We start from the raw sequence: 20740 nt of genomic DNA on the forward strand, positions 1-20740 counted from the left end.
TTGTCCTAGACCTGATTGCTTTTTATACACTTGCCACCGCGGCAAGTGTTTTTTTTTGCCTAATACCCATCATATTTGAAGCCACAGCTGCGTTGACTGCGCGCTCTCACCCCAGTCACTTGGTTGACCAAGCTCCTGGGGATTCGTGAGCTTGCCGCCTTGCTGTCACTCCAACTATCTTGGGTATAAACAACGTTAGATAAAAAAGGCGCGACCCGTGGGCGCGCCTTGAAGACAGTGCATTGTGCGTTATTCGCCGTTCTGCTTCAGCGTTAGCATCAGGCCTTCACGACGCATCTGTGCGGCTTCATCCGAGCGGTGCAGCTTCTCCAGCACGTCAGCCAGCCAAGCGTAATCGTAGGCATCTGGACGCTGTTTCAGCGCTTCCCGGAATGCATCGGCCGCCGCCTGCCATTCGCCGTGCTTCATCAGCAACTGGCCCAGGGTGCTGTTCAGCAGTGGTGTGGCACCATGCTGCTTCACCTGCTGACGCAACGCTTTCTCCAGCTGTTGCGGGTTGCCGGACTTCAGACGCGGGATCAGCAACACCAGGCGTTCGTCATACTGGCGCTTGAGGCTGTCGAGCACGATCTCTTGCGCCAGTTCATGGTCATTGCATTCGATCAGGTGCTCCACCATCGCGATTTGCAACGGCACCTCATGCCGGATTTTGCGGCTCTGATCTTTCCACCAGCGTTTCAGGCCATCGCTGCCCTCATCCGCCATCGCCTGATTCATCAGGCCAATGTAGGCCTGTTGTTGCAGTGCCTGCAGCTCAGCCTCGTTGTGCAGATTGATCTTGCTCATCGACGGCAGGATCTCCAGCAATGAGGCAAAAGCGCCGGTGCGCAGATAAGCCATTTCCGCCAGTCGCAATACTTCGGGATGACGCGGAGCCTGGTTAAGCAGACGATCGACACCGTGGCGTGCCGCATGGTTTTCGCCCTGAGCCAGTTGAATGCGCACGCGGGTGATGTCTACCGGCAGCTGGTCGGTGTCGGCGGCTTCGGCGGCGCGTTCCAGGTACTGATTGGTACGGAAATCGTCACCCCGTTGCTGTGCGGCCTCAGCAGCTAACAGGTAGTTCACCACCGGTTGTTCAGCGTGATCGGCATTGCGCGTCAGCAGTTTTTCAACTTGCTTGTAATCACCTTCGGCCAGTTTGATCAGCGCGGCCTTGGTCTGCTTACGCGCACGGCTGCGTTTGCGGCCCAGGAACCAGCCGCGAGTGCGGGCGCTGGTGCTGAAGATGCGGCGCAGGATCCACTCGATCACCAGCAGCACCACAAACAGCAAGATACCCATGATCACCAGGCCGGTGACGCTGGTTTCGATATTGTAGTTATCGGTCTGAATCAGCACATAGCCCTGATGGCCGGCCAACATCGGCCCAACCACCACGCTGGCGATCAGCACCAGGAACAGAAATAGCACGCGTAACATGGCTTATCCCTCCTGATGAGCGGCAGGGGACTGGGCCATCAGATTCCGCACCCGGGTCTGCATCAGTTTTTCCAGCAGCGGCTGGCTTTTCAGCTGATCCGGCACGTCCATGGTGATCGACTGCTGGCTCAGGGTATCCAACTCTTCCAGGAACGCTTTCGTGGCCGGGTCGGTGGTATCGAAGTAGGCGCGAACCCAAGTGGAAATGGTCTCCAGCGACTGCTTATACACTTCGTTCTGATGGCGTGGGATGGCCTGTGCGGCAACCAGCAGGCGCGAACGGATATTTTCGCGCAGGTAAATGTCCTGGTTCGGGGCCAGCAGCGGCTCGGCATTGCTATCGCGGCGGCGGACGGTAATAAAGTCGGCCATAAAGTTGTGCCAGCTTTTGGCCAGGTTTTGCCGCCATTCGCCGATCGAGCTCGACAGCTCGCTGCTGTCTTGATCCATCGGCGCTTCGTCGCTGTCGTTATCCGCCAGGCGCAGATTATCCACCTGATTGGACAACTGATTGGTCTTGAGAATGATGCCGTCGAAATCCACCTGAGTCAGCGTGGACAGCGTGCTGACGTCTTCGGTGATGGCGCGACGAACCTCGAGCAGGCTCGGGTCATTCATGTCAGCCAGGCTGGCATCGGCGCTTTTTAACAGCGCGGCGGCGGTGGTGACGTCCTGATCGCTCCACAGCTTACGCCCGGCCATTTTCACCAGAAAATCGGCCTGCGCCAGCAACCAGGTTTTGGCGTCGCTGCCGGAGATGATGGCGACTTTCTCTTGCAGTTCATTGAGCTGACGCGCCAGGGTTGCCTGTTCGCGATCGGCGGCGTCCAGCGTTTTGCCCTGTTGCTGCAGCAGGCCTTCCAGCGCGCTTCTTTCCTGCTGTTGGTTCTGTTTCAGCGCTTCAAGCTGTTGCTGCAACGTTTGGTTGGCGGCGATAAGCTGCTGCGCCTGTCGATGTGTATGGTAATAGCCGCCGGCAGCCAGAGCGATAACCAGCACGATCGCGATCGCGCCCAACACCGGGCCGGTATTTTTACCTTTACGCTTTTCAGCGTCTGGCTGCTGGGGGCTCTCAACCGCAGAGGTTGGTTCTTCAACCGGGGCGGATGGGGTATTTTGTTCCGTCATAGTGGCACATCCCATAGTCAGGTTTGTTGTAGCGCGCGGATCAGCGCGTCATTATCGGCGGTATCAGCTACCCGAATTGTGCTCCAGCCCAATTCCTGGGCAAGGGTAGCCAGGCGTTCACTCACTACGACCAGGCAGCAACGTAACAGCCACGAAGAACGGTAGTAATCAGGAACTAAAGTATAGAGCTGTTGTAACATTTCACCGCTGGTGACGACCAGCGTATCAACACCGGCACGCTGCCAGTGGGCGCTCTGCTCGCTGCCATCATAGTGCACCGGGCTGCGTTGATAACATTCATAATAGCTGACCGCAGCGCCGCGCTCGCTCAGTGTGTTTCCGAGCAGCTCACGGCCGCCGTTACCGCGCAAGATCAGCGCTTGTTTACCTTCCAGCTTCTGCAGTGCCGGCAGCAACAGCAATGTTTCGCTGATCTCCTGCTCACGCGGGTATTCTATCGGCAGACTGCTGATGCGGTGCATTGCCAGCGCCGTGGTACGACCGATAGCGTAATAGGCCAGCCTGGCAGGCCATGACAGCCCGACGCGGCCCATCACAGAATGGGCGTAGCTCACCGAGTGCTGCGACAGGATGAACACCAGATCGCCATCATTAAGCTGCTGTAACGCCTGCGGCAATTTTGGCAAATCGCCGCCGGGGGCGAAGTCGATCAACGGAGCATGATAGGCAACCCGACCGAGCGCACGCAGTCGGCTGACCAGTTCTTCTCCGGAAGGAGAGGGGCGGGTTACCAGAATCGTCATGCAGGGGGATTCCCCTGATAAACGTCCTGCAGAATTTCACGAGCGCCTTGCGCCAGCAGTTCTTCCGCCAGTTCAATGCCCATCTGCTCTGCTTGAGCTGCCGGACCGCGGCGTTCGCCGCGCACCATTTGGCTGCCGTCTGGAGAGCCCACCAGGGCTCGCAGCCACAGGCTGTCGCCATCCAGTTCGGCATAGCTGCCGATAGGCACCTGGCAACCGCCTTCCAGCCGGGTATTCATCGCACGTTCGGCACGTACGCGGGTTTCTGTGGCAACGTGATTGAGCGGTGCCAACAGCGCGCGGGTGGTTTCGTCATCTAGGCGGCATTCGATACCCACTGCGCCCTGGCCAACGGCCGGCAGGCACTCCTCCGGGCTCAATGGACTGCGGATACGCTGTTCCAACCCCAGGCGCTTAAGCCCGGCGACCGCCAGAATAATGGCGTCGTAATCACCGTTATCCAATTTTGCCAGCCGGGTACCGACGTTGCCGCGCAGATCGCGCACGATCAGATCCGGACGGCGCTCACGCAGTTGGCACTGACGACGCAGGCTGGAGGTACCGACCACGCTGCCCTGCGGCAGTTGATCGAGCGATGCGAAACGATTGGAAACAAATGCGTCGCGAGGATCGTCACGCTCACAAATAGTCACTAAACCCAAGCCTTCGGGGAAATCGACCGGGACGTCTTTCATTGAGTGAACGGCGATATCCGCACGGCCGTCCAATAACGCCAGTTCAAGTTCCTTAACAAACAGCCCTTTACCGCCGACTTTCGCCAGCGGCGTATCCAAAATAATGTCGCCTCGTGTGACCATAGGCACCAGTTCGACCTGCAGGCCGGGGTGGCTGGCCATCAGGCGCTGCTGCACATAATGTGCTTGCCAAAGCGCGAGAGGGCTTTGTCGGGTGGCAATTCGAATAATTTTGTCTAACATGCTTGTTACCGTTTTTATAATTCGCCGTTCATCCTACCACTGAGTGTGAAAACTGTCAGTGCAAGAAGCCATAGGCGAAGAAAGGACAACGGAATCAACGGGACGTGTGATGTGTTTTGGGGCAGTTAACACTGCGGGTAAATCGTTTAGAGTGGCGCTACAATAATAGTGAAGCGTTACTTCCTTTACGGTCAATCAGCAAGGTGTTAAATTGATCACGTTTCCAACAATAAGTTGCCAAATATTCTTCCAACACTAACGGCACTTATGGAATACGGGTTTTTTTCTAAACACCGGGATAATCAGGCGAGACGTCTTGTACCTCTACATCGAGACATTGAAGCAGAGACTGGATGCGATCAATCAATTACGAATCGATCGCGCCCTAGCGGCCATGAAGCCCGCGTTTCAACGGGTATACAGTCTGCTGCCTACCTTATTGCATCACCACCATCCACTGATGCCAGGTTACCTGAACGGTAACGTTCCCCATGGCGTTTGCCTCTACACGCCTGATGAAACCCAACAAGATTACCTCAATGATTTAGAAGACAAATGGGGCAGCCCGTTTGACAAAATGGCCAGCGGTGAACTGCCGATTACCGGGGTTTACTCGATGGGCAGCACCTCGTCGATCGGCCAGAGTTGCAGCTCGGATCTCGACATCTGGGTGTGCCACCAATCCTGGCTGGACAACGAAGAGCGTAACCGCCTACAGCAAAAATGCAGCCTGCTGGAAAAATGGTCGGCGTCGATGGGGGTGGAAGTCAGCTTCTTCCTGATCGATGAAAACCGCTTCCGTCATAACGAAAGCGGCAGCCTGGGGGGCGAAGACTGCGGCTCCACCCAACATATCCTGCTGCTGGACGAATTTTACCGCACCGCGGTGCGCCTGGCCGGCAAACGTATTTTGTGGAACATGGTGCCGGGCGAAGAAGAAGCACACTACGATGAGTATGTGCTGTCGCTTTACTCGCAAGGTGCGTTAACGCCGAACGAATGGCTGGATCTCGGCGGTCTGAGCACGCTGTCGGCGGAAGAATATTTCGGTGCCAGCCTGTGGCAACTGTACAAAAGCATCGACTCGCCTTACAAAGCGGTGCTGAAAACCCTGCTGCTGGAAGCCTATTCCTGGGAATACCCGAATACGCAGCTGCTGGCGATGGACATCAAACAGCGCCTGCATCAGGGCGAGATCGTCTGCTTTGGTCTCGACGCCTACTGTATGATGCTCGAACGCGTTACGCATTACCTGAATCAAATCAACGACACTACCCGCCTTGACCTGGTCCGCCGCTGTTTCTACCTGAAAGTCTGTGAAAAACTGTCCCGCGCCAATGCGTGCGTCGGCTGGCGTCGTGAAATTCTCAGCCAATTGGTCAGCGAATGGGGCTGGGACGAAGAGCGTCTGGCGATCCTGGATAATCGCGCCAACTGGAAAATCGAACGGGTACGTGAAGCACACAACGAATTGTTGGATGCGATGATGCAAAGCTATCGCAACCTGATCCGCTTCGCTCGCCGCAACAACCTTAGCGTCAGCGCCAGCCCGCAGGATATCGGCGTGCTGACCCGTAAGCTGTACGCCGCGTTTGAAGCGCTGCCCGGCAAGGTGACGCTGGTGAACCCACAGATTTCGCCGGACCTGTCAGAAGACGACTTGACCTTTATTCACGTGCCGATTGGCCGTGCCAACCGCACCGGCTGGTACCTTTATAACCAGGCACCGGCCATGGACTCGATTGTTAGTCATCAGCCGCTGGAATATAACCGTTACCTCAACAAGCTGGTGGCCTGGGCCTATTTTAACGGGCTGCTGACGCCGAAAACCCGTCTGCACATCAAGAGCGGCAACCTGTGCGATACCGCAAAACTGCAGGAACTGGTGGCCGATGTGTCGCACCACTTCCCGCTGCGCCTGGCGGCCCCCACGCCAAAAGCGCTGTACAGCCCGTGTGAAATCCGCCACCTGGCGATAATCGTCAATTTGGAAAACGATCCGACCGCCGCCTTCCGCAATCAGGTGGTGCATTTCGATTTCCGCAAGCTCGATGTATTCAGCTTTGGTCAGCAACAGCAGTGCCTGGTGGGAAGTATCGATCTGTTGTACCGCAACTCCTGGAACGAAGTGCGTACTTTGCATTTCAGCGGCGAGCAATCGGTGCTGGAAGCGTTAAAGACCATTCTCGGCAAAATGCACCAGGATGCCGCGCCGCCGGAATCGGTCGAGGTGTTCTGCTACAGTCAGCACCTGCGCGGCCTGATCCGTACCCGTATACAGCAGCTGGTGTCGGAGTGTATTGAGCTACGCCTGTCCAGCACCCGACTGGAGCCGGGCCGTTTCAAAGCGGTACGGGTTGCCGGCCAGACCTGGGGCTTGTTCTTCGAACGGCTGAGCGTGTCGGTGCAGAAGCTGGAAAACGCGGTGGAGTTCTACGGCGCCATTTCCAACAACAAATTGCACGGCCTGTCGATCAAAGTGGAAACCGATCAGGTGCATCTGCCGCCGGTGGTGGACGGTTTCGCCAGCGAAGGGATTATTCAGTTCTTCTTCGAAGACACCTCGGACGACAAAGGCTTTAACATCTATATTCTGGATGAGTCTAACCGGGTTGAGGTTTATCACCATTGCGAAGGCAGTAAAGAGGAACTGGTGCGTGACGTTAGCCGTTTCTACTCGTCCTCGCACGATCGCTTTACCTATGGCTCCAGCTTTATCAACTTCAACTTACCGCAGTTCTATCAGATAGTGCAGCTTGATGGCCGCACCCAGGTGATCCCGTTCCGCAGCAACGTGTTGTCGAGCCTGTGCGTTCCCCTGACCGACGGCGCTGCTCAGCCGCTAAAGCATCAGTTTCAACTGCATTGATATCGTCAAGGTTCAGCAGGCTGAGCCTTGACGACGAGTGCTGCCATTCTCAGGAAAACGTCACCTCTTCGCCGGCCTGTGCGCTGGCCGCTTCACTCAGTAAGGGGTAGAAGGCGCGGTCGCTGCGATCGCACAGCCACACGCCGTCACGGTAGTTAAAGTGATAGCCGCCGGTTTTGGTCGCCAGCCAAATCTGATGCAATGGCTCCTGGCGATTGATCACAATTTTGGTGCCATTTTCGAAGCTTAACGTCATTACGCCGCCGTTAGTTTCGTAATCGATGTCCGCATCGCCGTCAAAATCGTCCAGGGTCTCTTCAATATTCAGCATCAGTTGGTCAGCCAACTGGTGAAACTCACTGTCGTTCATATTCAATTCCTATTGCTTTTCATGATCCACCTGCGATTATAGAGACCTTGGACGCATGAATTACAGGCATTAATGCAAATGAAAAAACAACTACGCTATGCGCTGATGGCAGTTCTGCTTGCCGGGCTCTCCGGCTGCGGCCTGAAGGGCCCGCTGTACTTCCCGCCAGCCGATCCGGCCAGCACTAAGAAACCGGCTACCCAGGTTCAGACCGGCGATCAGGTACAGAAAAATCAGCAGGAACTTTCTGGCTCTCAGCAAAAACCGTCGATGAGCGACCAGTAACACCTTGTTTGCGGCGGCGTGAGTCACCGCAAACCCAAGACGGATAGCGGAGTATGATATGCAGTTCTCCAAAATGCACGGTCTGGGCAACGACTTTATGGTGGTCGATGCCGTTACACAGAATGTCTATTTCTCACCCGAGTTGATCCGCCGTTTGGCCGATCGGCACTTGGGCGTTGGCTTTGACCAGCTGCTGGTGGTAGAACCGCCTTACGATCCGGAACTGGATTTCCATTACCGCATTTTTAACGCCGACGGCAGTGAAGTGGCGCAGTGCGGTAACGGCGCTCGCTGCTTTGCCCGCTTTGTACGGCTGAAAGGCTTGACCAATAAGCGCGATATTCGCGTCAGTACCCAGACCGGGCGCATGGTGTTGAGCGTGACCGACGATGATCTGGTGTGCGTGAATATGGGTGAGCCGAACTTCGATCCCCAGGCAGTGCCGTTTCGCGCAACCAAAGAAGAAAAGACCTACATCATGCGTGCGGCGGAACATACGGTACTGTGCGGCGTGGTGTCGATGGGCAATCCACATTGTGTTTTACAGGTGGATGATGTAAAAACCGCCAAGGTGGAGTTGCTCGGGCCGGTACTGGAAGGGCATGAGCGCTTCCCGGAACGGGCCAACATCGGTTTTATGCAAATTGTCAGTCGCGAGCACATTAAACTGCGCGTCTATGAGCGCGGCGCTGGCGAAACGCAGGCCTGCGGTAGCGGAGCCTGTGCGGCCGTGGCAGTAGGGATTCAACAGGAATTGCTGTCAGAAGAGGTGCATGTAGAACTGCCGGGCGGCAGCCTGCATATTCGCTGGAAAGGGCCGGGCAGCCCGCTGTTTATGACCGGTCCGGCAACCCATGTATATGACGGATTTATTCATCTATGAAGAGCGTTGAGGACCAGGCTGTCGCAGGCATTGAGCTTGATGACGACACCGTGATGCAGTTTCTGCTGCAAAACCCGGATTTCTTTATGCGCAACGCGCGGTTGGTGGAGCAAATGCGCGTTCCCCATCCCGTTCGCGGCACCGTATCGTTGGTCGAGTGGCATCTGGCTCGCCAGCGCAATCACATCCATCGGCTGGAAGAAGAAATCACGCTGCTGATGGAGCAGGCCAGCGCCAACGAAACGCTGTTTGCCAGCCTGCTGCATTTGCAGGCCAATCTGGCCACCGCCGACAGCCTGCAGGATATGCTTAACCGCCTGCAGCGTTGGGCGCGCGGTTTCGGTTTGGCCGGCGCCAACATCCGCCTGTTTTCCGAAAGCTGGAAAATAGGCGCACCTTCCGATTTCACTCACCTTGCCCTGACGCGCTCTTCGTTTGAACCGTTACGCATTCAGCGCCTGGGTGACCAACAGCACTTTCTCGGCAGCCTGAATGGCCCCGAGTTGTTGTTGCTGCTGCCGCAGGCCAAGTTGGTCGGCTCGGTAGCGCTGTCGATGCTGGGTGATGAGGGCGAGCTGGGTATGGTGATTTTCAGCAGCCGCGATACGCAACATTATCAGCAGGGCATGGGCACGGTGATGCTTAATCAACTGGCGCGCATGCTGCCGGAACTGCTGGAACGCTGGATCGAACGAGCATGACCCCGCTGGCGGCCAGCCTGCAACAGCCGGTCGATGCCTTTCTGCGCTATCTGAAGGTGGAACGCCAGCTCAGCCCCTTGACGCAGTTAAGCTATTCACGCCAATTGCAGGCGCTGATGGCGCTGGCTCAGGATATGGGCATCACGGAGTGGCCGGCGTTGGACGCCGCCAAAGTCCGGATGCTGGCGGCGCGCAGTAAACGCGCCGGCCTGCAGTCTTCCAGCCTCGCGTTGCGCTTGTCGGCATTACGCAGTTTTCTCGACTGGCAGGTCAGCCAGGGCATGCTGATAGCCAACCCCGCCAAAGGGATCCGCACGCCACGCAGTGGCCGTCATCTGCCGAAAAACATCGACGTCGATGAAATGAATCAGCTGCTGGATATCGATCTCAACGATCCGCTGGCGGTACGCGATCGCGCTATGCTTGAGGTGATGTACGGGGCAGGGCTGCGTCTTTCTGAACTGGTGGGGCTGGACTGTCGCCACGTCGATCTGGCCGCCGGTGAAATTTGGGTTTTGGGCAAGGGCAGCAAGGAACGCAAGCTGCCGGTCGGCCGCACCGCCGTGACCTGGCTGGAACACTGGCTGGCGATGCGCGACCTGTTCGGGCCGTCAGACGATGCGATGTTCCTGTCCAATCAGGGAAAACGCATCTCGACCCGTAACGTGCAAAAACGTTTTGCCGAGTGGGGCGTCAAGCAGGGCGTTAACAGCCACATCCATCCGCACAAGCTGCGTCACTCCTTTGCCACCCATATGCTGGAGTCCAGCGGCGATCTGCGTGCGGTGCAGGAACTGCTTGGCCATGCCAATCTGACCACCACCCAAATCTATACCCACCTCGACTTTCAACATCTGGCGAACGTGTACGATGCCGCGCATCCACGCGCCAAACGGGGGAAATCCTGATGCACTTTTATCGTCCGCTACGCCCACTGGCGGCATTGACCTTCGATCTGGACGACACGCTGTACGACAACCGTCCGGTGATCAAACAGACCGAATTGCAGTCGGTGGCTTTCCTGCAGAATTATCATCCCGGGCTGAACCACTTCCAGTCGGCGGATTTTCACCGCCTGCGCCAAGAGTTACGTGAACAGGATCCAGAGATTTACCACGACGTCACCCAGTGGCGCTGGCGTGCCATCCACCTGGCGCTGAGCCGTCAGGGGCTGCGTGATGCCCAGGCTGCTGAAGGGGCTGACGCGGCGATGCAGAATTTTGCGCTGTGGCGCAGCCGCATCGAAGTGCCTGAAGCGACCCACGCTACGTTGAAAGCATTGGGCGAACGTTTCCCATTGGTGGCGATCACCAACGGCAATGCCGATCCTGCAATGTGCGGGCTGGACGGTTACTTTCAGTTTGTGCTGCGCTCCGGGCCGGATGGCCGCGCCAAACCTTATCAGGACATGTATCAACTGGCCGCAGAGCGTTTAGGCGTCGCCCCTGAGCATATTCTCCACGTCGGCGATGATTTAACCACCGACGTCGCCGGCGCGTTGCGCTCAGGCCTGCAGGCCTGTTGGATCAACGATCGCCAGCGCAGCCTGATGCAGGCTGCCGATAGCCGGCTGCTGCCACATATTGAGATTTCGCAGTTGGCATCGCTGACAGCATTGTTATAATCCCTGCCAGAAATCTGTATAAATTCCCAGTGGAATCGCGTCGATGACGCGCTTTCCCTTACCAATTAATGGTGCCTATGGACGTTTCCGATCTGCTCGACAGCCTGAATGAAAAACAACGCGAAGCCGTGGCGGCGCCACGTGGCAACCTGTTGGTACTGGCCGGCGCGGGCAGCGGTAAAACACGGGTGCTGGTGCACCGCATCGCCTGGCTGCTGTCGGTAGAGAACTGTTCGCCGTATTCGATCATGGCGGTGACGTTCACCAACAAAGCCGCGGCGGAAATGCGCCACCGTATCGAACATCTGATTGGCACCAGTCAGGGTGGCATGTGGATCGGCACCTTCCACGGGCTGGCTCACCGGTTGCTGCGCGCACATCACATGGATGCCAATCTGCCGCAGGATTTCCAGATCCTCGACAGCGACGACCAGTTCCGCCTGCTCAAACGCATCGTCAAGGCGTTGAATATCGACGAGAAACAATGGCCCCCGCGTCAGGCGATGTGGTACATCAACGGCAAAAAAGATGAGGGCCTGCGCCCGCAACATGTCGAGACCTATAATAATCCGGTGGAGGCAACCTGGTTGCGTATCTACCAGGCCTATCAGGAAGCCTGCGATCGCGCCGGGCTGGTGGATTTTGCCGAGCTGTTGCTGCGCGCCCATGAGTTGTGGCTGAACAAACCGCATATCCTCAACCATTACCGCGAACGTTTTACCAATGTACTGGTAGATGAGTTTCAGGATACCAACAGCATTCAATATGCCTGGATCCGCCTGCTGGCCGGCAATAACAGCAACGTGATGATCGTGGGTGACGATGACCAGTCGATTTATGGCTGGCGCGGCGCTCAGGTGGAAAATATTCAACGTTTCCTGAGGGACTTCCCCGGTGCGCAGAGCGTCCTTCTGGAACAAAATTACCGTTCGACCAGCAATATTCTAAAGGCAGCCAACACCCTGATCGCCAACAACGGCGGGCGCATGGGGAAAAACCTGTGGACAGAGGGCGGGGATGGCGAACCTATTTCTATCTACTGCGCGTTCAACGAACTCGACGAGTCGCGCTTTGTCGTCGGCCGCATCAAAACCTGGCAGGAAAATGGCGGCGCACTGAATGACTGCGCCATCCTTTACCGTAGCAACGCCCAGTCGCGCGTGCTGGAAGAGGCGCTGCTGCAAACCGCCATGCCTTACCGCATTTACGGCGGGCAACGCTTCTTTGAACGTCAGGAAATCAAGGATGCGCTGGCCTATCTGCGGCTGATAGCCAACCGTAATGACGACGCTGCGTTCGAGCGCGTAGTAAATACCCCGACCCGTGGCATTGGTGACCGGACGTTGGACGAAGTGCGTCGAACGGCGCGCGATCGTCAATTGACCCTGTGGCAGGCCACCCGCGCCCTGCTGCAAGACAAGGTGCTGGCCGGCCGTGCGGCCTCTGCGCTGCAGCGCTTTACCGAACTGGTGGATTCACTGGCGCATGAAACCGCCGATATGCCCTTGCACGTACAGACCGACCGGGTGATCCGCGATTCGGGGCTGTTCATTATGTATGAGCAGGAAAAGGGCGAGAAAGGCCAGGCGCGTATCGAAAACCTTGAGGAGCTGGTGACGGCAACCCGTCAATACAGCTATCAGGATGAAGATCAGGATCTGATGCCGCTGCAGGCATTTTTGTCGCATGCTGCGCTGGAGGCGGGCGAAGGCCAGGCCGATGCCTATCAGGATGCGGTGCAGTTGATGACCCTGCACTCGGCCAAGGGGCTGGAGTTCCCGCTGGTGTTTATCGTCGGTATGGAAGAGGGGATGTTCCCGAGCCAGATGTCGCTGGATGAAGGCGGGCGGCTGGAAGAAGAACGTCGTCTGGCCTACGTTGGCCTGACGCGTGCCATGCAGAAACTGACGCTGACCTATGCCGAAACGCGCCGTCTGTACGGCAAGGAAGTTTACCATCGGCCTTCGCGTTTTATCGGTGAACTCCCGGAGGAGTGCGTGGAAGAAGTGCGGTTGCGTGCCAGCGTATCGCGACCGGTGAGCCATCGTCGTATGGGCACGCCGATCAGTGAAAACGATACCGGCTACAAGCTGGGGCAGCGAGTGCGTCACCCTAAATTTGGCGAAGGCACCATCGTCAATCTGGAAGGCAGCGGCGAACACAGTCGGCTGCAAATTGCGTTCCCAGGGGAAGGCATCAAGTGGCTGGTGGCCGCCTATGCCAGATTGGAAACGGTGTAGCGGGGCAGTAGCCGCCGAACCCAAAGGGGCGAATCTCTTCGCCCCAGCACTCAGGCTTAAAGCGTACGGGTATAGCGATCGCCAACTTGCGCGGTGGCATACCAGCGCATAACAGCTTCGATGCCTTCACCACCTTCCGGAGGGGCCCAGTGCATGCAGTCCTCTTCCGACAGCGCCTGATAAGGCCCCTGTTTTACTTCGAACACCACGCCGCCGGGATCAACCGACAGCACGGCATGCCAGGTAAACGCCGGCATCTCCAGTACTTTGGTTTCTTCACCCAGCAGCGTGCGTTGGGTGACGACACCTTCCTCATTAAACTGCAATACCACAAAGCGGCCGCGCAGCGGTGTCAACAGTTCCCAGGTTTGTGGATGGCGGTGCGGTCGAATATAGGTGCCAGGTTCCATGGCAATCGCCAGTCGCTGCACCGGCTCGCTCAACTCGTCGTGTAACGTACGGTGCGCGCGCAGGCGAGCCACTTTAGCGGCCTGCTCACTCATGGCGGTCAGGTCGTGGGCGGTAATCTGTTTCATCGTTAAAGTCCGCAAGCTTATCGTGGCTTCATATTAGCAATATTCACCGACGCGGTCAGAGATCCCCGCGACTTTTTCGTTACCCTTTATCACGGATTAAACCGATTTTGTCCCATTGGTTATGGCGATGAATTGTTGCGCAATTATCGGGCCTAACCGGTTGACAGACTTTTTCTTCTCGGCGTAACATGCGCGCACTATTATCAATGAGGACATACGCCTTGGACACACCCAGTAGATACTGGCTCACTGACCTGGACAACAACAGGTACAACTTCTAAGGCTATCCCATCGAGCTGATAGCCTTCGTGGTTGTCGGCGACCTCTTAAGTGTCGCTACGAGTCAGATCCTTCATGGTCTGAAACAAGCTGGTGATGCAACACCCCTCTGTTTCTGTGCTTCCACGCGTTGTTTACCCCTGTCACCCTAAGGGAGTTTTAGCAGATGCTGAGCGCGTTTAAATTAGATAAAAGCCGCCTGTCCCGTCTGGAGTTGGATGACTCCGATGATCTCACCACCTCGCTGTGGGTTGATCTGGTTGAGCCGGAAGAAGGCGAGCGTGAACGCGTGCAAAACGAGCTGGGCCAAAGCCTGGCGACACGTCCGGAGCTGGATGATATCGAAGCCTCCGCGCGTTTCTTCGAAGACGAAGACGGCCTGCATATTCACTCCTTCTTCTACTTTGAAGATGCGGAAGACCATGCCGGTAACTCCACCGTAGCTTTCACCATCCGTGATGGCCGTCTGTATACCTTGCGCGAGCGTGAGCTGCCGGCGTTTCGCCTGTACCGCATGCGCGCACGTAACCTGACGATGGTGGACGGCAACGCTTACGAGCTGTTGCTGGATCTGTTCGAAACCAAAATTGAGCAGTTGGCGGACGAAATTGAAAACGTCTACAGCGATTTGGAAAAGCTCAGCCGGGTAATCATGGAAGGCCATCAGGGCGATGAATACGACGAAGCACTGTCGACACTGGCCGAACTGGAAGATATCGGCTGGAAAGTGCGACTGTGTTTGATGGATACCCAGCGTGCGCTGAATTTCCTGGTGCGTAAGGCGCGTTTGCCGACCGGTCAGTTGGAGCAGGCGCGTGAAGTGCTGCGCGACATCGAATCTTTGCTGCCACACAACGAATCGTTGTTCCAGAAGGTGAACTTCTTGATGCAGGCGGCGATGGGCTTTATCAATATCGAACAGAACCGCATCATCAAGATCTTCTCGGTGGTGTCGGTGGTGTTCCTGCCACCGACGCTGGTGGCCTCAAGCTACGGGATGAACTTCGAGTTTATGCCGGAGCTGAAGTGGTCGTTCGGCTATCCGGGCGCCATCAGCCTGATGATCCTGGCGGGGCTGGCCCCGTACCTGTACTTCAAACGCAAGAACTGGCTGTAAGCTGACGGGCGAACCTGTTCGCCCGATATTTCTGCTGTCGACCAACGCTTAGCCTGCTAAATAGGGGTAGAATGCCCTTTTGGCTTATCTGTCCGTAAGGCATGCGTTTTGATGGAGAGGTTTCCCCGCTTGATCCAATGGTCGATCCTACTGCTGGCTTCGCTGGTGCTGGGGTTTGGCCTGCAAAGATTCCATATTCCCGCTGCACTGTTGCTGGGGCCGATGATTGTCGGCGTGGCCATGGGGCTGCTGGGCGCCACGGTTCGCATTCCAGGTTACCTGTTCATCGCCGCACAGGCGGTGCTGGGCTGCATGATCGCGCAAAGTCTCTCTCCTGCTATTCTCACACCGTTACTGGATGACTGGCCGTTGGTGCTGCTGGTGTTGATCGCTACGCTGCTGGCCAGCGGAGTTTCAGGCTGGTGTCTGGTGCGTTATAGCAGTCTGCCGGGGCCAACCGGTGCCTGGGGCTCATCGCCCGGCGGGGCATCGGCGATGGTGGCGATGGCCGGGGATTTCGGTGCCGACGTGCGGTTGGTGGCGTTTATGCAATACCTGCGGGTGCTGTTTGTCGCAACCGCGGCGGCGATGGTGGCGCGCATTGGGTTGGGTGATGAAGCGGGGCATGGCGGCGCGATGCTGGAGTGGTTCCCTTCACTGGATTGGCGTTTCCCGGCGACGCTGGGCATTGCCGTGGTCGGTGCCTGGCTTGGCCCCCGGTTGCGTATTCCCTCCGGCGCGTTGTTGCTGCCGATGATCATCGGCGCGACGCTGCATTCCAGCGGTACCATGGCGTTGCAGGTGCCGGAATGGCTGTTGGCCCTGGCTTATACCCTGATTGGCTGGAGCGTCGGGCTGCGCTTCACCCGGCCGATTTTTTTGTTGGCGCTGCGTACCTTGCCGCAGATGGTGGTGTCGATCGTCGCGCTGATGCTGTTTTGCGGTCTGCTGGCATGGATGCTGACGCGTTTCCTGCCGGTGGATTTGATGACCGCCTATCTGGCGACCAGCCCGGGCGGCCTGGATACCGTGGCGATCATCGCCGCCGGCAGTCGGGTCGACATGTCTTTCGTGATGGCGATGCAGACGCTGCGTTTGTTCACCATCTTGCTGACTGGCCCGGCGATGGCTCGATTCATTTCTAACCGCGCCACCCCGGCTTCAACTTAGCGCTGCTTCAACGCAGTTTGCGTTGGGTATAGAGCGCGTCGAGGATAAACAACAGCAGTGCGGCCCAGATAAAGCCAAAGGTCACCAGCTTGTCCTGGCCGACAGTTTCGCCATAGAAGGTGACGGCCAGCAGGAACATCAGCGTGGGGCCGAGATACTGGAAGAAGCCGAGTGTCGACAGGCGCAGGCGGGTGGCTGCGGCGGTAAAGAACAGCAGCGGTACGGTAGTGACGATGCCGGCTGCCACCAGCAGCAGGTTCAGCGACCAAGGGTTGGCGCTCAGGTGACTGGTTGGGCTGTCGGCGAACAGGAAAAGATACGCAGCCGCGACCGGCAGCAGCCACAGGGTTTCAATCAGCATGCCGGTTTGCGCGTCGATGGCGATCTTCTTGCGCAGCAGACCGTAGAACGCAAAGCTAAATGCCAGCCCCAGCCCGATAATCGGCAGCGAACCGAATTGCCACAGCTGAATCAACACGCCGGCAAATGCCAGTACCACCGCTATCCACTGCATGCGGCGGAAACGTTCACCCAGGAACAGCATCCCCAGCAGCACGTTCACCAGCGGGTTAATGAAATACCCCAGGCTGGCTTCCAGCATATGGTGGTTATTCACCGCCCAGATAAACAGCAGCCAGTTGCCGCCGATCAACACCGCGGTCACCGCCAACAAGAACAGCCGTTTGCGATTGTGGCAGGCGGCGCGCACCTGCGACCAGTTACGCCCGAGCGTGATCAGCGCCAGCATAAAGAAGAATGACCAAATAACCCTGTGGGTGAGGATCTCATCCGCAGGTACCTGTTGGATCAGTTTGAAATAGGCTGGAGCTATGCCCCAAATAAAATAGGCGGCCAGAGCAAAGAAGATGCCCCGCCGCGTTTGCTGTGCGTCCATGACGTTACTCAGATGGGAAAAACGGAGATGCGGTGAGTGTACTGAAGAGCCTCACCGCATACAATCACCCGACCAGATAGGTCGCGGTAGCGCTGGCGATGTGCAGGCCATCGTGGTTATGCAGTTCAACGCGGGCGACCGCGACTTTGTTGCCGCTGCGCAATACGCTGGCCGCCGCGATAAAGTGCTCGCCACGGCCCGGGCGCAGATAATCAACGCGCAAATCTATGGTGCCCATGCGCGACAGACGGCTAGCGACTTCTTCTTCGATCAGTGGATCCAGGCGCATCAGCACGCTACCGGCGCAGGCTAACCCGGCGGCGACGTCGAGCACCGAGGCGATCACCCCGCCGTGCAGGATCTTCTGGGCCGCATTGCCAACCAGCTTGGGCTGATTGGTGAAACTCAGCTCCACGTAGTCGTCGTCAAAGCGGCGCAGCTCGAGACCCAGCTCGCGGTTAAACGGCATGTGATAAACAAAGATTTCGCCAATTTTTTGGCGTGCGGCTTCTAGTGTGAGTGGTGTGGTAGACATAAATACCCATTCTTGTTCTGTGTCGTAGGGAAGTAAACTGGTCAGTCCAGGTTAACCGTTTGTTGATATTATGCCTATATTTTGTTGCTTTCCAGACTAATCCAATAAATACACGCCGTGCTGCTGTAAAATCTCCTTTGTGTGTAAAATGGCCTGTTTTTATTTCAGAGTTTGTCATTTTTTGTTGGGGTGAGGAACGTTATGCGCATTTTGTCAGGGATCGTTTTGGCCACGCTGGCCGCGCCGCTGCTGGTACAGGCGGAAGAAGCCAAAGAGCAGCAAATTCATGATAAACCGGCGGTACGCGGCAGCATTATTGCCAACATGCTGCAGGATCACGACAACCCATTTACGCTGTATCCGTATGAAACCAACTATGTGTTGTATACCGATACCAGCAATATCAATAAAGAAGCCATCCAGTCCTATAACTGGTCCGATAACGCCCGCAAGGACGAGGTGAAGTTCCAGCTTAGTCTGGCATTCCCACTGTGGCGCGGCATTGCGGGCGACAACTCGGTGCTGGGTGCATCTTATACTCAGCGCTCCTGGTGGCAGCTGTCCAACCACGGTGAATCATCACCGTTTCGCGAAACCAACTACGAGCCGCAGGTGTTCCTCGGCTGGGCGACCGATTACCGCTTCGCCGGCTGGACATTGCGCGATGTGGAAGTGGGCCTCAATCACCAGTCCAACGGCCGTTCTGATCCCACCTCACGCAGTTGGAACCGCGGTTACGCGCGCTTTATGGCGCAAAACGGCAACTGGCAGGTGGATCTGAAGCCCTGGTTCCGTTTCTCGGAAAGCAGCAGCAGCGACGATAACCCGGATATCACCAAATACATGGGCTACTACCGCCTGAAAGTCGGTTATGCCTGGGGTGACAGCATCTTCAGCGTCGACAGCCACTATAACTGGAACAGCGGCTACGGCGGCGCGGAAATGGGCTGGAGCTACCCGATCAGCAAGCACGTGCGTTTCTACACGCAAGTCTTCAGCGGTTACGGCGAATCCTTGATTGATTACAACTTCCGGCAGACACGGGTTGGCGTTGGTGTCATGCTTAACGATATTATGTAATCCGGCCGTCATACAGGCGTCGCTACGCAGCAAAAAATGGGGAAGTGTGTGTCAACCGCAGCAGTGATAAACAAAGAGTTGCTGGCAGAGCAGGTATTACGCGATACCTTCGGCTATCAGCAATTCCGACCGGGTCAACAAACGATTATCAACACGGCGATCGGCGGGCAGGATTGCCTGGTTGTTATGCCGACCGGCGGCGGTAAATCGTTGTGCTATCAAATCCCGGCGCTGGTGATGGATGGCCTGACGTTAGTGGTTTCCCCGTTGATTTCGCTGATGAAAGATCAGGTCGATCAGCTGTTGGCCTATGGCGTCTCAGCCGCCTGCTATAACTCGACGCAAACGCGTGAGCAGCAGCTCGAAGTGATGGCGGGGTGCCGCAGCGGCCAAATCAAAATGCTGTACATCGCTCCCGAGCGGCTGATGATGGACAGCTTTCTCGATCTGCTCGACCACTGTCCGCCGGCGTTGCTGGCAGTAGATGAAGCACACTGTATCTCGCAGTGGGGCCACGACTTCCGCCCAGAATACCGTGCCTTGGGGCAGTTGAAGCAACGCTTCCCCGCGATGCCGGTGATAGCCCTGACGGCGACAGCCGATGAATCTACCCGTGGCGACATCGTGCGCCTGCTGGCACTGCAGGACCCTCTGGTGCAGGTCAGCAGCTTTGACCGGCCGAACATCCGCTATACGCTGGTGGAGAAGTTTAAACCTCTCGATCAACTGTGGCGTTTTGTACAGGACCAACGCGGCAAAAGCGGCATTATTTACTGCAACAGCCGGGCCAAGGTGGAAGACACCACCGCGCGCCTGCAAAGCCGTGGGCTGAGCGTGGGTGCCTATCACGCCGGGCTGGATAACGATCGCCGCGCCCAGGTGCAGGAAGCGTTCCAGCGTGACGATTTACAGGTGGTGGTGGCCACCGTCGCCTTTGGTATGGGCATCAATAAACCGAACGTGCGCTTTGTGGTGCACTTTGATATTCCGCGCAATATCGAATCTTATTATCAGGAAACTGGCCGCGCCGGGCGCGATGGCCTGCCCGCCGAAGCTATCTTGCTGTATGACCCGGCCGATATGGCCTGGCTGCGCCGCTGCCTGGAAGAAAAGCCTGCCGGACAACAGTTGGACATCGAGCGCCACAAGCTGAACGCCATGGGCGCATTTGCCGAAGCGCAAACCTGCCGCCGCCTGGTGCTGCTTAACTATTTTGGCGAGGGCAAACATCAGAACTGCGGCAACTGCGATATCTGCCTGGATCCGCCCAAGCGCTACGACGGGCTGGAAGATGCGCGCAAAGCACTGTCTTGTGTCTATCGCGTCGGGCAGCGTTTCGGTTTGGGCTACATTGTCGAGGTGTTACGCGGCTCCAATAATCAGCGTATCCGCGAATACGGCCATGAAAAGCTGCCGGTGTACGGCATTGGCCGCGACCAAACCACCGAACACTGGACCAGCGTGCTGCGTCAGTTGATCCACCTGGGGTTTATTACTCAGAACATTGCCATGCATTCGGCATTGCAGCTGACCGAGGCCGCACGCCCGGTGTTGCGCGGCGAGTTGGAGCTGCAACTGGCGGTGCCACGCATTCAAAGCCTGAAATCGCGTGGCAGTGCCAACCAGAAATCCTACGGCGGCAACTACGATCGCAAACTGTTTGCCAAACTGCGCAAGCTGCGTAAATCGATTGCCGATGAAGAAAATATTCCGCCTTACGTGGTGTTTAACGATGCTACGCTGCTGGAAATGGCGGAACAGATGCCAATCAAGGCCGGCGATCTGTTGAGCGTTAACGGCGTTGGCCAGCGTAAGCTGGAGCGTTTTGGCGCCCCGTTTATGGCGATGATCCGCGATCATCTCGATAATGACGAAGACTAAGG

19 protein-coding genes are annotated in these 20740 nt (G+C 57.0%); 11 read left to right on the plus strand and 8 right to left on the minus strand.

The genetic code is table 11. The features are described 5' to 3' along the window. Nucleotides 1-249: 249 nt before the first annotated feature. Genes hemY through hemC form a run of 4 tightly spaced genes read right to left on the minus strand, consistent with a single transcriptional unit; the run spans nt 250 to nt 4273 of the window. A complete protein-coding gene (gene hemY, locus NR114_RS15775; protein ID WP_020824762.1) occupies nt 250-1443 on the minus strand; it encodes a protoheme IX biogenesis protein HemY in 1194 nt (397 codons plus the stop codon). Between the two features lie 3 nt (nt 1444-1446). Beyond that, on the minus strand, nt 1447-2571 hold the full coding sequence (gene hemX, locus NR114_RS15780) for a uroporphyrinogen-III C-methyltransferase (RefSeq protein WP_020824763.1): 1125 nt from the start codon (nt 2569-2571) through the stop codon (nt 1447-1449). Between the two features lie 17 nt (nt 2572-2588). Next, nucleotides 2589-3335: a uroporphyrinogen-III synthase gene (gene hemD, locus NR114_RS15785; RefSeq protein WP_020824764.1), complete on the minus strand. Its 747-nt coding sequence runs from the start codon at nt 3333-3335 to the stop codon at nt 2589-2591. After that, nucleotides 3332-4273: a hydroxymethylbilane synthase gene (hemC, locus tag NR114_RS15790; protein WP_046374742.1), complete on the minus strand. Its 942-nt coding sequence runs from the start codon at nt 4271-4273 to the stop codon at nt 3332-3334. The genes hemD and hemC overlap by 4 nt, the downstream gene beginning before the upstream one ends. A 316-nt stretch (nt 4274-4589) precedes the next feature. On the opposite strand from hemC, the gene NR114_RS15795 reads away from it, so the two are divergent. After that, the gene (locus NR114_RS15795) at nt 4590-7142 is read left to right on the plus strand and encodes a class I adenylate cyclase (RefSeq protein WP_048762216.1); all 2553 of its coding nucleotides are present in this window, start codon (nt 4590-4592) and stop codon (nt 7140-7142) included. Nucleotides 7143-7191: 49 nt separating this feature from the next. Here NR114_RS15795 and cyaY read toward each other — a convergent pair whose 3' ends face one another. Further along, nucleotides 7192-7512, minus strand: coding sequence for an iron donor protein CyaY (gene cyaY / locus NR114_RS15800; RefSeq protein ID WP_020824767.1), 321 nt, complete (start codon nt 7510-7512; stop codon nt 7192-7194). A gap of 78 nt (nt 7513-7590) precedes the next feature. Between cyaY and NR114_RS15805 the strand changes: the two genes are divergently transcribed. The 6 genes from NR114_RS15805 (at nt 7591) to uvrD (ending at nt 13245) form a co-directional block, all read left to right on the plus strand. Continuing rightward, on the plus strand, nt 7591-7797 hold the full coding sequence (locus NR114_RS15805; protein WP_020824768.1) for a lipoprotein: 207 nt from the start codon (nt 7591-7593) through the stop codon (nt 7795-7797). A 58-nt stretch (nt 7798-7855) separates the two neighbouring features. Beyond that, entirely contained in the window at nt 7856-8680 is an 825-nt protein-coding gene (gene dapF / locus NR114_RS15810) for a diaminopimelate epimerase (protein ID WP_020824769.1), read from the plus strand. After that, nucleotides 8677-9381, plus strand: coding sequence for a DUF484 domain-containing protein (locus NR114_RS15815; RefSeq protein ID WP_234529286.1), 705 nt, complete (start codon nt 8677-8679; stop codon nt 9379-9381). Before dapF ends, NR114_RS15815 begins: the two co-directional genes overlap by 4 nt. Further along, a complete protein-coding gene (xerC, locus tag NR114_RS15820) occupies nt 9378-10289 on the plus strand; it encodes a tyrosine recombinase XerC (protein WP_020824771.1) in 912 nt (303 codons plus the stop codon). Before NR114_RS15815 ends, xerC begins: the two co-directional genes overlap by 4 nt. Continuing rightward, complete coding sequence (gene yigB, locus NR114_RS15825) at nt 10289-11005, plus strand: 5-amino-6-(5-phospho-D-ribitylamino)uracil phosphatase YigB (protein ID WP_234529287.1); 717 nt, start codon at nt 10289-10291, stop codon at nt 11003-11005. The genes xerC and yigB overlap by 1 nt, the downstream gene beginning before the upstream one ends. Nucleotides 11006-11082: 77 nt before the next feature. Continuing rightward, a complete protein-coding gene (gene uvrD / locus NR114_RS15830; protein WP_234529288.1) occupies nt 11083-13245 on the plus strand; it encodes a DNA helicase II in 2163 nt (720 codons plus the stop codon). A 56-nt stretch (nt 13246-13301) separates the two neighbouring features. Here uvrD and NR114_RS15835 read toward each other — a convergent pair whose 3' ends face one another. Continuing rightward, entirely contained in the window at nt 13302-13781 is a 480-nt protein-coding gene (locus tag NR114_RS15835) for a WbuC family cupin fold metalloprotein (protein WP_020824774.1), read from the minus strand. Between the two features lie 445 nt (nt 13782-14226). On the opposite strand from NR114_RS15835, the gene corA reads away from it, so the two are divergent. Together corA and NR114_RS15845 are read left to right on the plus strand one after the other, a co-directional pair. Next, nucleotides 14227-15177 carry a magnesium/cobalt transporter CorA gene (gene corA, locus NR114_RS15840; protein ID WP_020824775.1) on the plus strand — a complete coding sequence of 317 codons (951 nt, stop codon included), beginning with the start codon at nt 14227-14229 and terminating at the stop codon, nt 15175-15177. Nucleotides 15178-15288: 111 nt separating this feature from the next. Further along, nucleotides 15289-16347: an AbrB family transcriptional regulator gene (locus NR114_RS15845; RefSeq protein WP_046374739.1), complete on the plus strand. Its 1059-nt coding sequence runs from the start codon at nt 15289-15291 to the stop codon at nt 16345-16347. A 7-nt stretch (nt 16348-16354) separates the two neighbouring features. Here the strand turns inward: NR114_RS15845 and rarD are convergent, their stop codons facing one another. Together rarD and NR114_RS15855 are read right to left on the minus strand one after the other, a co-directional pair. Beyond that, nucleotides 16355-17242 carry an EamA family transporter RarD gene (gene rarD, locus NR114_RS15850; protein ID WP_234529289.1) on the minus strand — a complete coding sequence of 296 codons (888 nt, stop codon included), beginning with the start codon at nt 17240-17242 and terminating at the stop codon, nt 16355-16357. Between the two features lie 64 nt (nt 17243-17306). Beyond that, nucleotides 17307-17777: a thioesterase family protein gene (locus NR114_RS15855; protein WP_020824778.1), complete on the minus strand. Its 471-nt coding sequence runs from the start codon at nt 17775-17777 to the stop codon at nt 17307-17309. A 201-nt stretch (nt 17778-17978) separates the two neighbouring features. Between NR114_RS15855 and pldA the strand changes: the two genes are divergently transcribed. Both pldA and recQ read left to right on the plus strand, forming a co-directional pair. Continuing rightward, nucleotides 17979-18857, plus strand: a complete 879-nt coding sequence (gene pldA, locus NR114_RS15860) for a phospholipase A (RefSeq protein WP_020824779.1) — start codon at nt 17979-17981, stop codon at nt 18855-18857. Nucleotides 18858-18905: 48 nt separating this feature from the next. After that, nucleotides 18906-20738, plus strand: a complete 1833-nt coding sequence (recQ, locus tag NR114_RS15865; protein WP_020824780.1) for an ATP-dependent DNA helicase RecQ — start codon at nt 18906-18908, stop codon at nt 20736-20738. Nucleotides 20739-20740 lie beyond the last annotated feature (2 nt).

Origin of the sequence: Serratia sp. Ser99 (genome assembly GCF_024519545.1) — a bacterium.
GTDB classification, from domain to species: domain Bacteria; phylum Pseudomonadota; class Gammaproteobacteria; order Enterobacterales; family Enterobacteriaceae; genus Serratia; species Serratia liquefaciens.

Coding starts and splice junctions, on each gene's coding strand:
- dapF (WP_020824769.1), top strand. CDS start 7,856: ATGCAGTTCTCCAAAATGCACGGTCTGGGCAACGACTTTATGGTGGTC.
- corA (WP_020824775.1), top strand. CDS start 14,227: ATGCTGAGCGCGTTTAAATTAGATAAAAGCCGCCTGTCCCGTCTGGAG.
- hemD (WP_020824764.1), bottom strand. CDS start 3,335: ATGACGATTCTGGTAACCCGCCCCTCTCCTTCCGGAGAAGAACTGGTC.
- NR114_RS15815 (WP_234529286.1), top strand. CDS start 8,677: ATGAAGAGCGTTGAGGACCAGGCTGTCGCAGGCATTGAGCTTGATGAC.
- xerC (WP_020824771.1), top strand. CDS start 9,378: ATGACCCCGCTGGCGGCCAGCCTGCAACAGCCGGTCGATGCCTTTCTG.
- cyaY (WP_020824767.1), bottom strand. CDS start 7,512: ATGAACGACAGTGAGTTTCACCAGTTGGCTGACCAACTGATGCTGAAT.
- NR114_RS15835 (WP_020824774.1), bottom strand. CDS start 13,781: ATGAAACAGATTACCGCCCACGACCTGACCGCCATGAGTGAGCAGGCC.
- yigB (WP_234529287.1), top strand. CDS start 10,289: ATGCACTTTTATCGTCCGCTACGCCCACTGGCGGCATTGACCTTCGAT.
- hemY (WP_020824762.1), bottom strand. CDS start 1,443: ATGTTACGCGTGCTATTTCTGTTCCTGGTGCTGATCGCCAGCGTGGTG.
- NR114_RS15845 (WP_046374739.1), top strand. CDS start 15,289: ATGGAGAGGTTTCCCCGCTTGATCCAATGGTCGATCCTACTGCTGGCT.
- hemX (WP_020824763.1), bottom strand. CDS start 2,571: ATGACGGAACAAAATACCCCATCCGCCCCGGTTGAAGAACCAACCTCT.
- pldA (WP_020824779.1), top strand. CDS start 17,979: ATGCGCATTTTGTCAGGGATCGTTTTGGCCACGCTGGCCGCGCCGCTG.
- NR114_RS15855 (WP_020824778.1), bottom strand. CDS start 17,777: ATGTCTACCACACCACTCACACTAGAAGCCGCACGCCAAAAAATTGGC.
- hemC (WP_046374742.1), bottom strand. CDS start 4,273: ATGTTAGACAAAATTATTCGAATTGCCACCCGACAAAGCCCTCTCGCG.
- uvrD (WP_234529288.1), top strand. CDS start 11,083: ATGGACGTTTCCGATCTGCTCGACAGCCTGAATGAAAAACAACGCGAA.
- NR114_RS15805 (WP_020824768.1), top strand. CDS start 7,591: ATGAAAAAACAACTACGCTATGCGCTGATGGCAGTTCTGCTTGCCGGG.
- rarD (WP_234529289.1), bottom strand. CDS start 17,242: ATGGACGCACAGCAAACGCGGCGGGGCATCTTCTTTGCTCTGGCCGCC.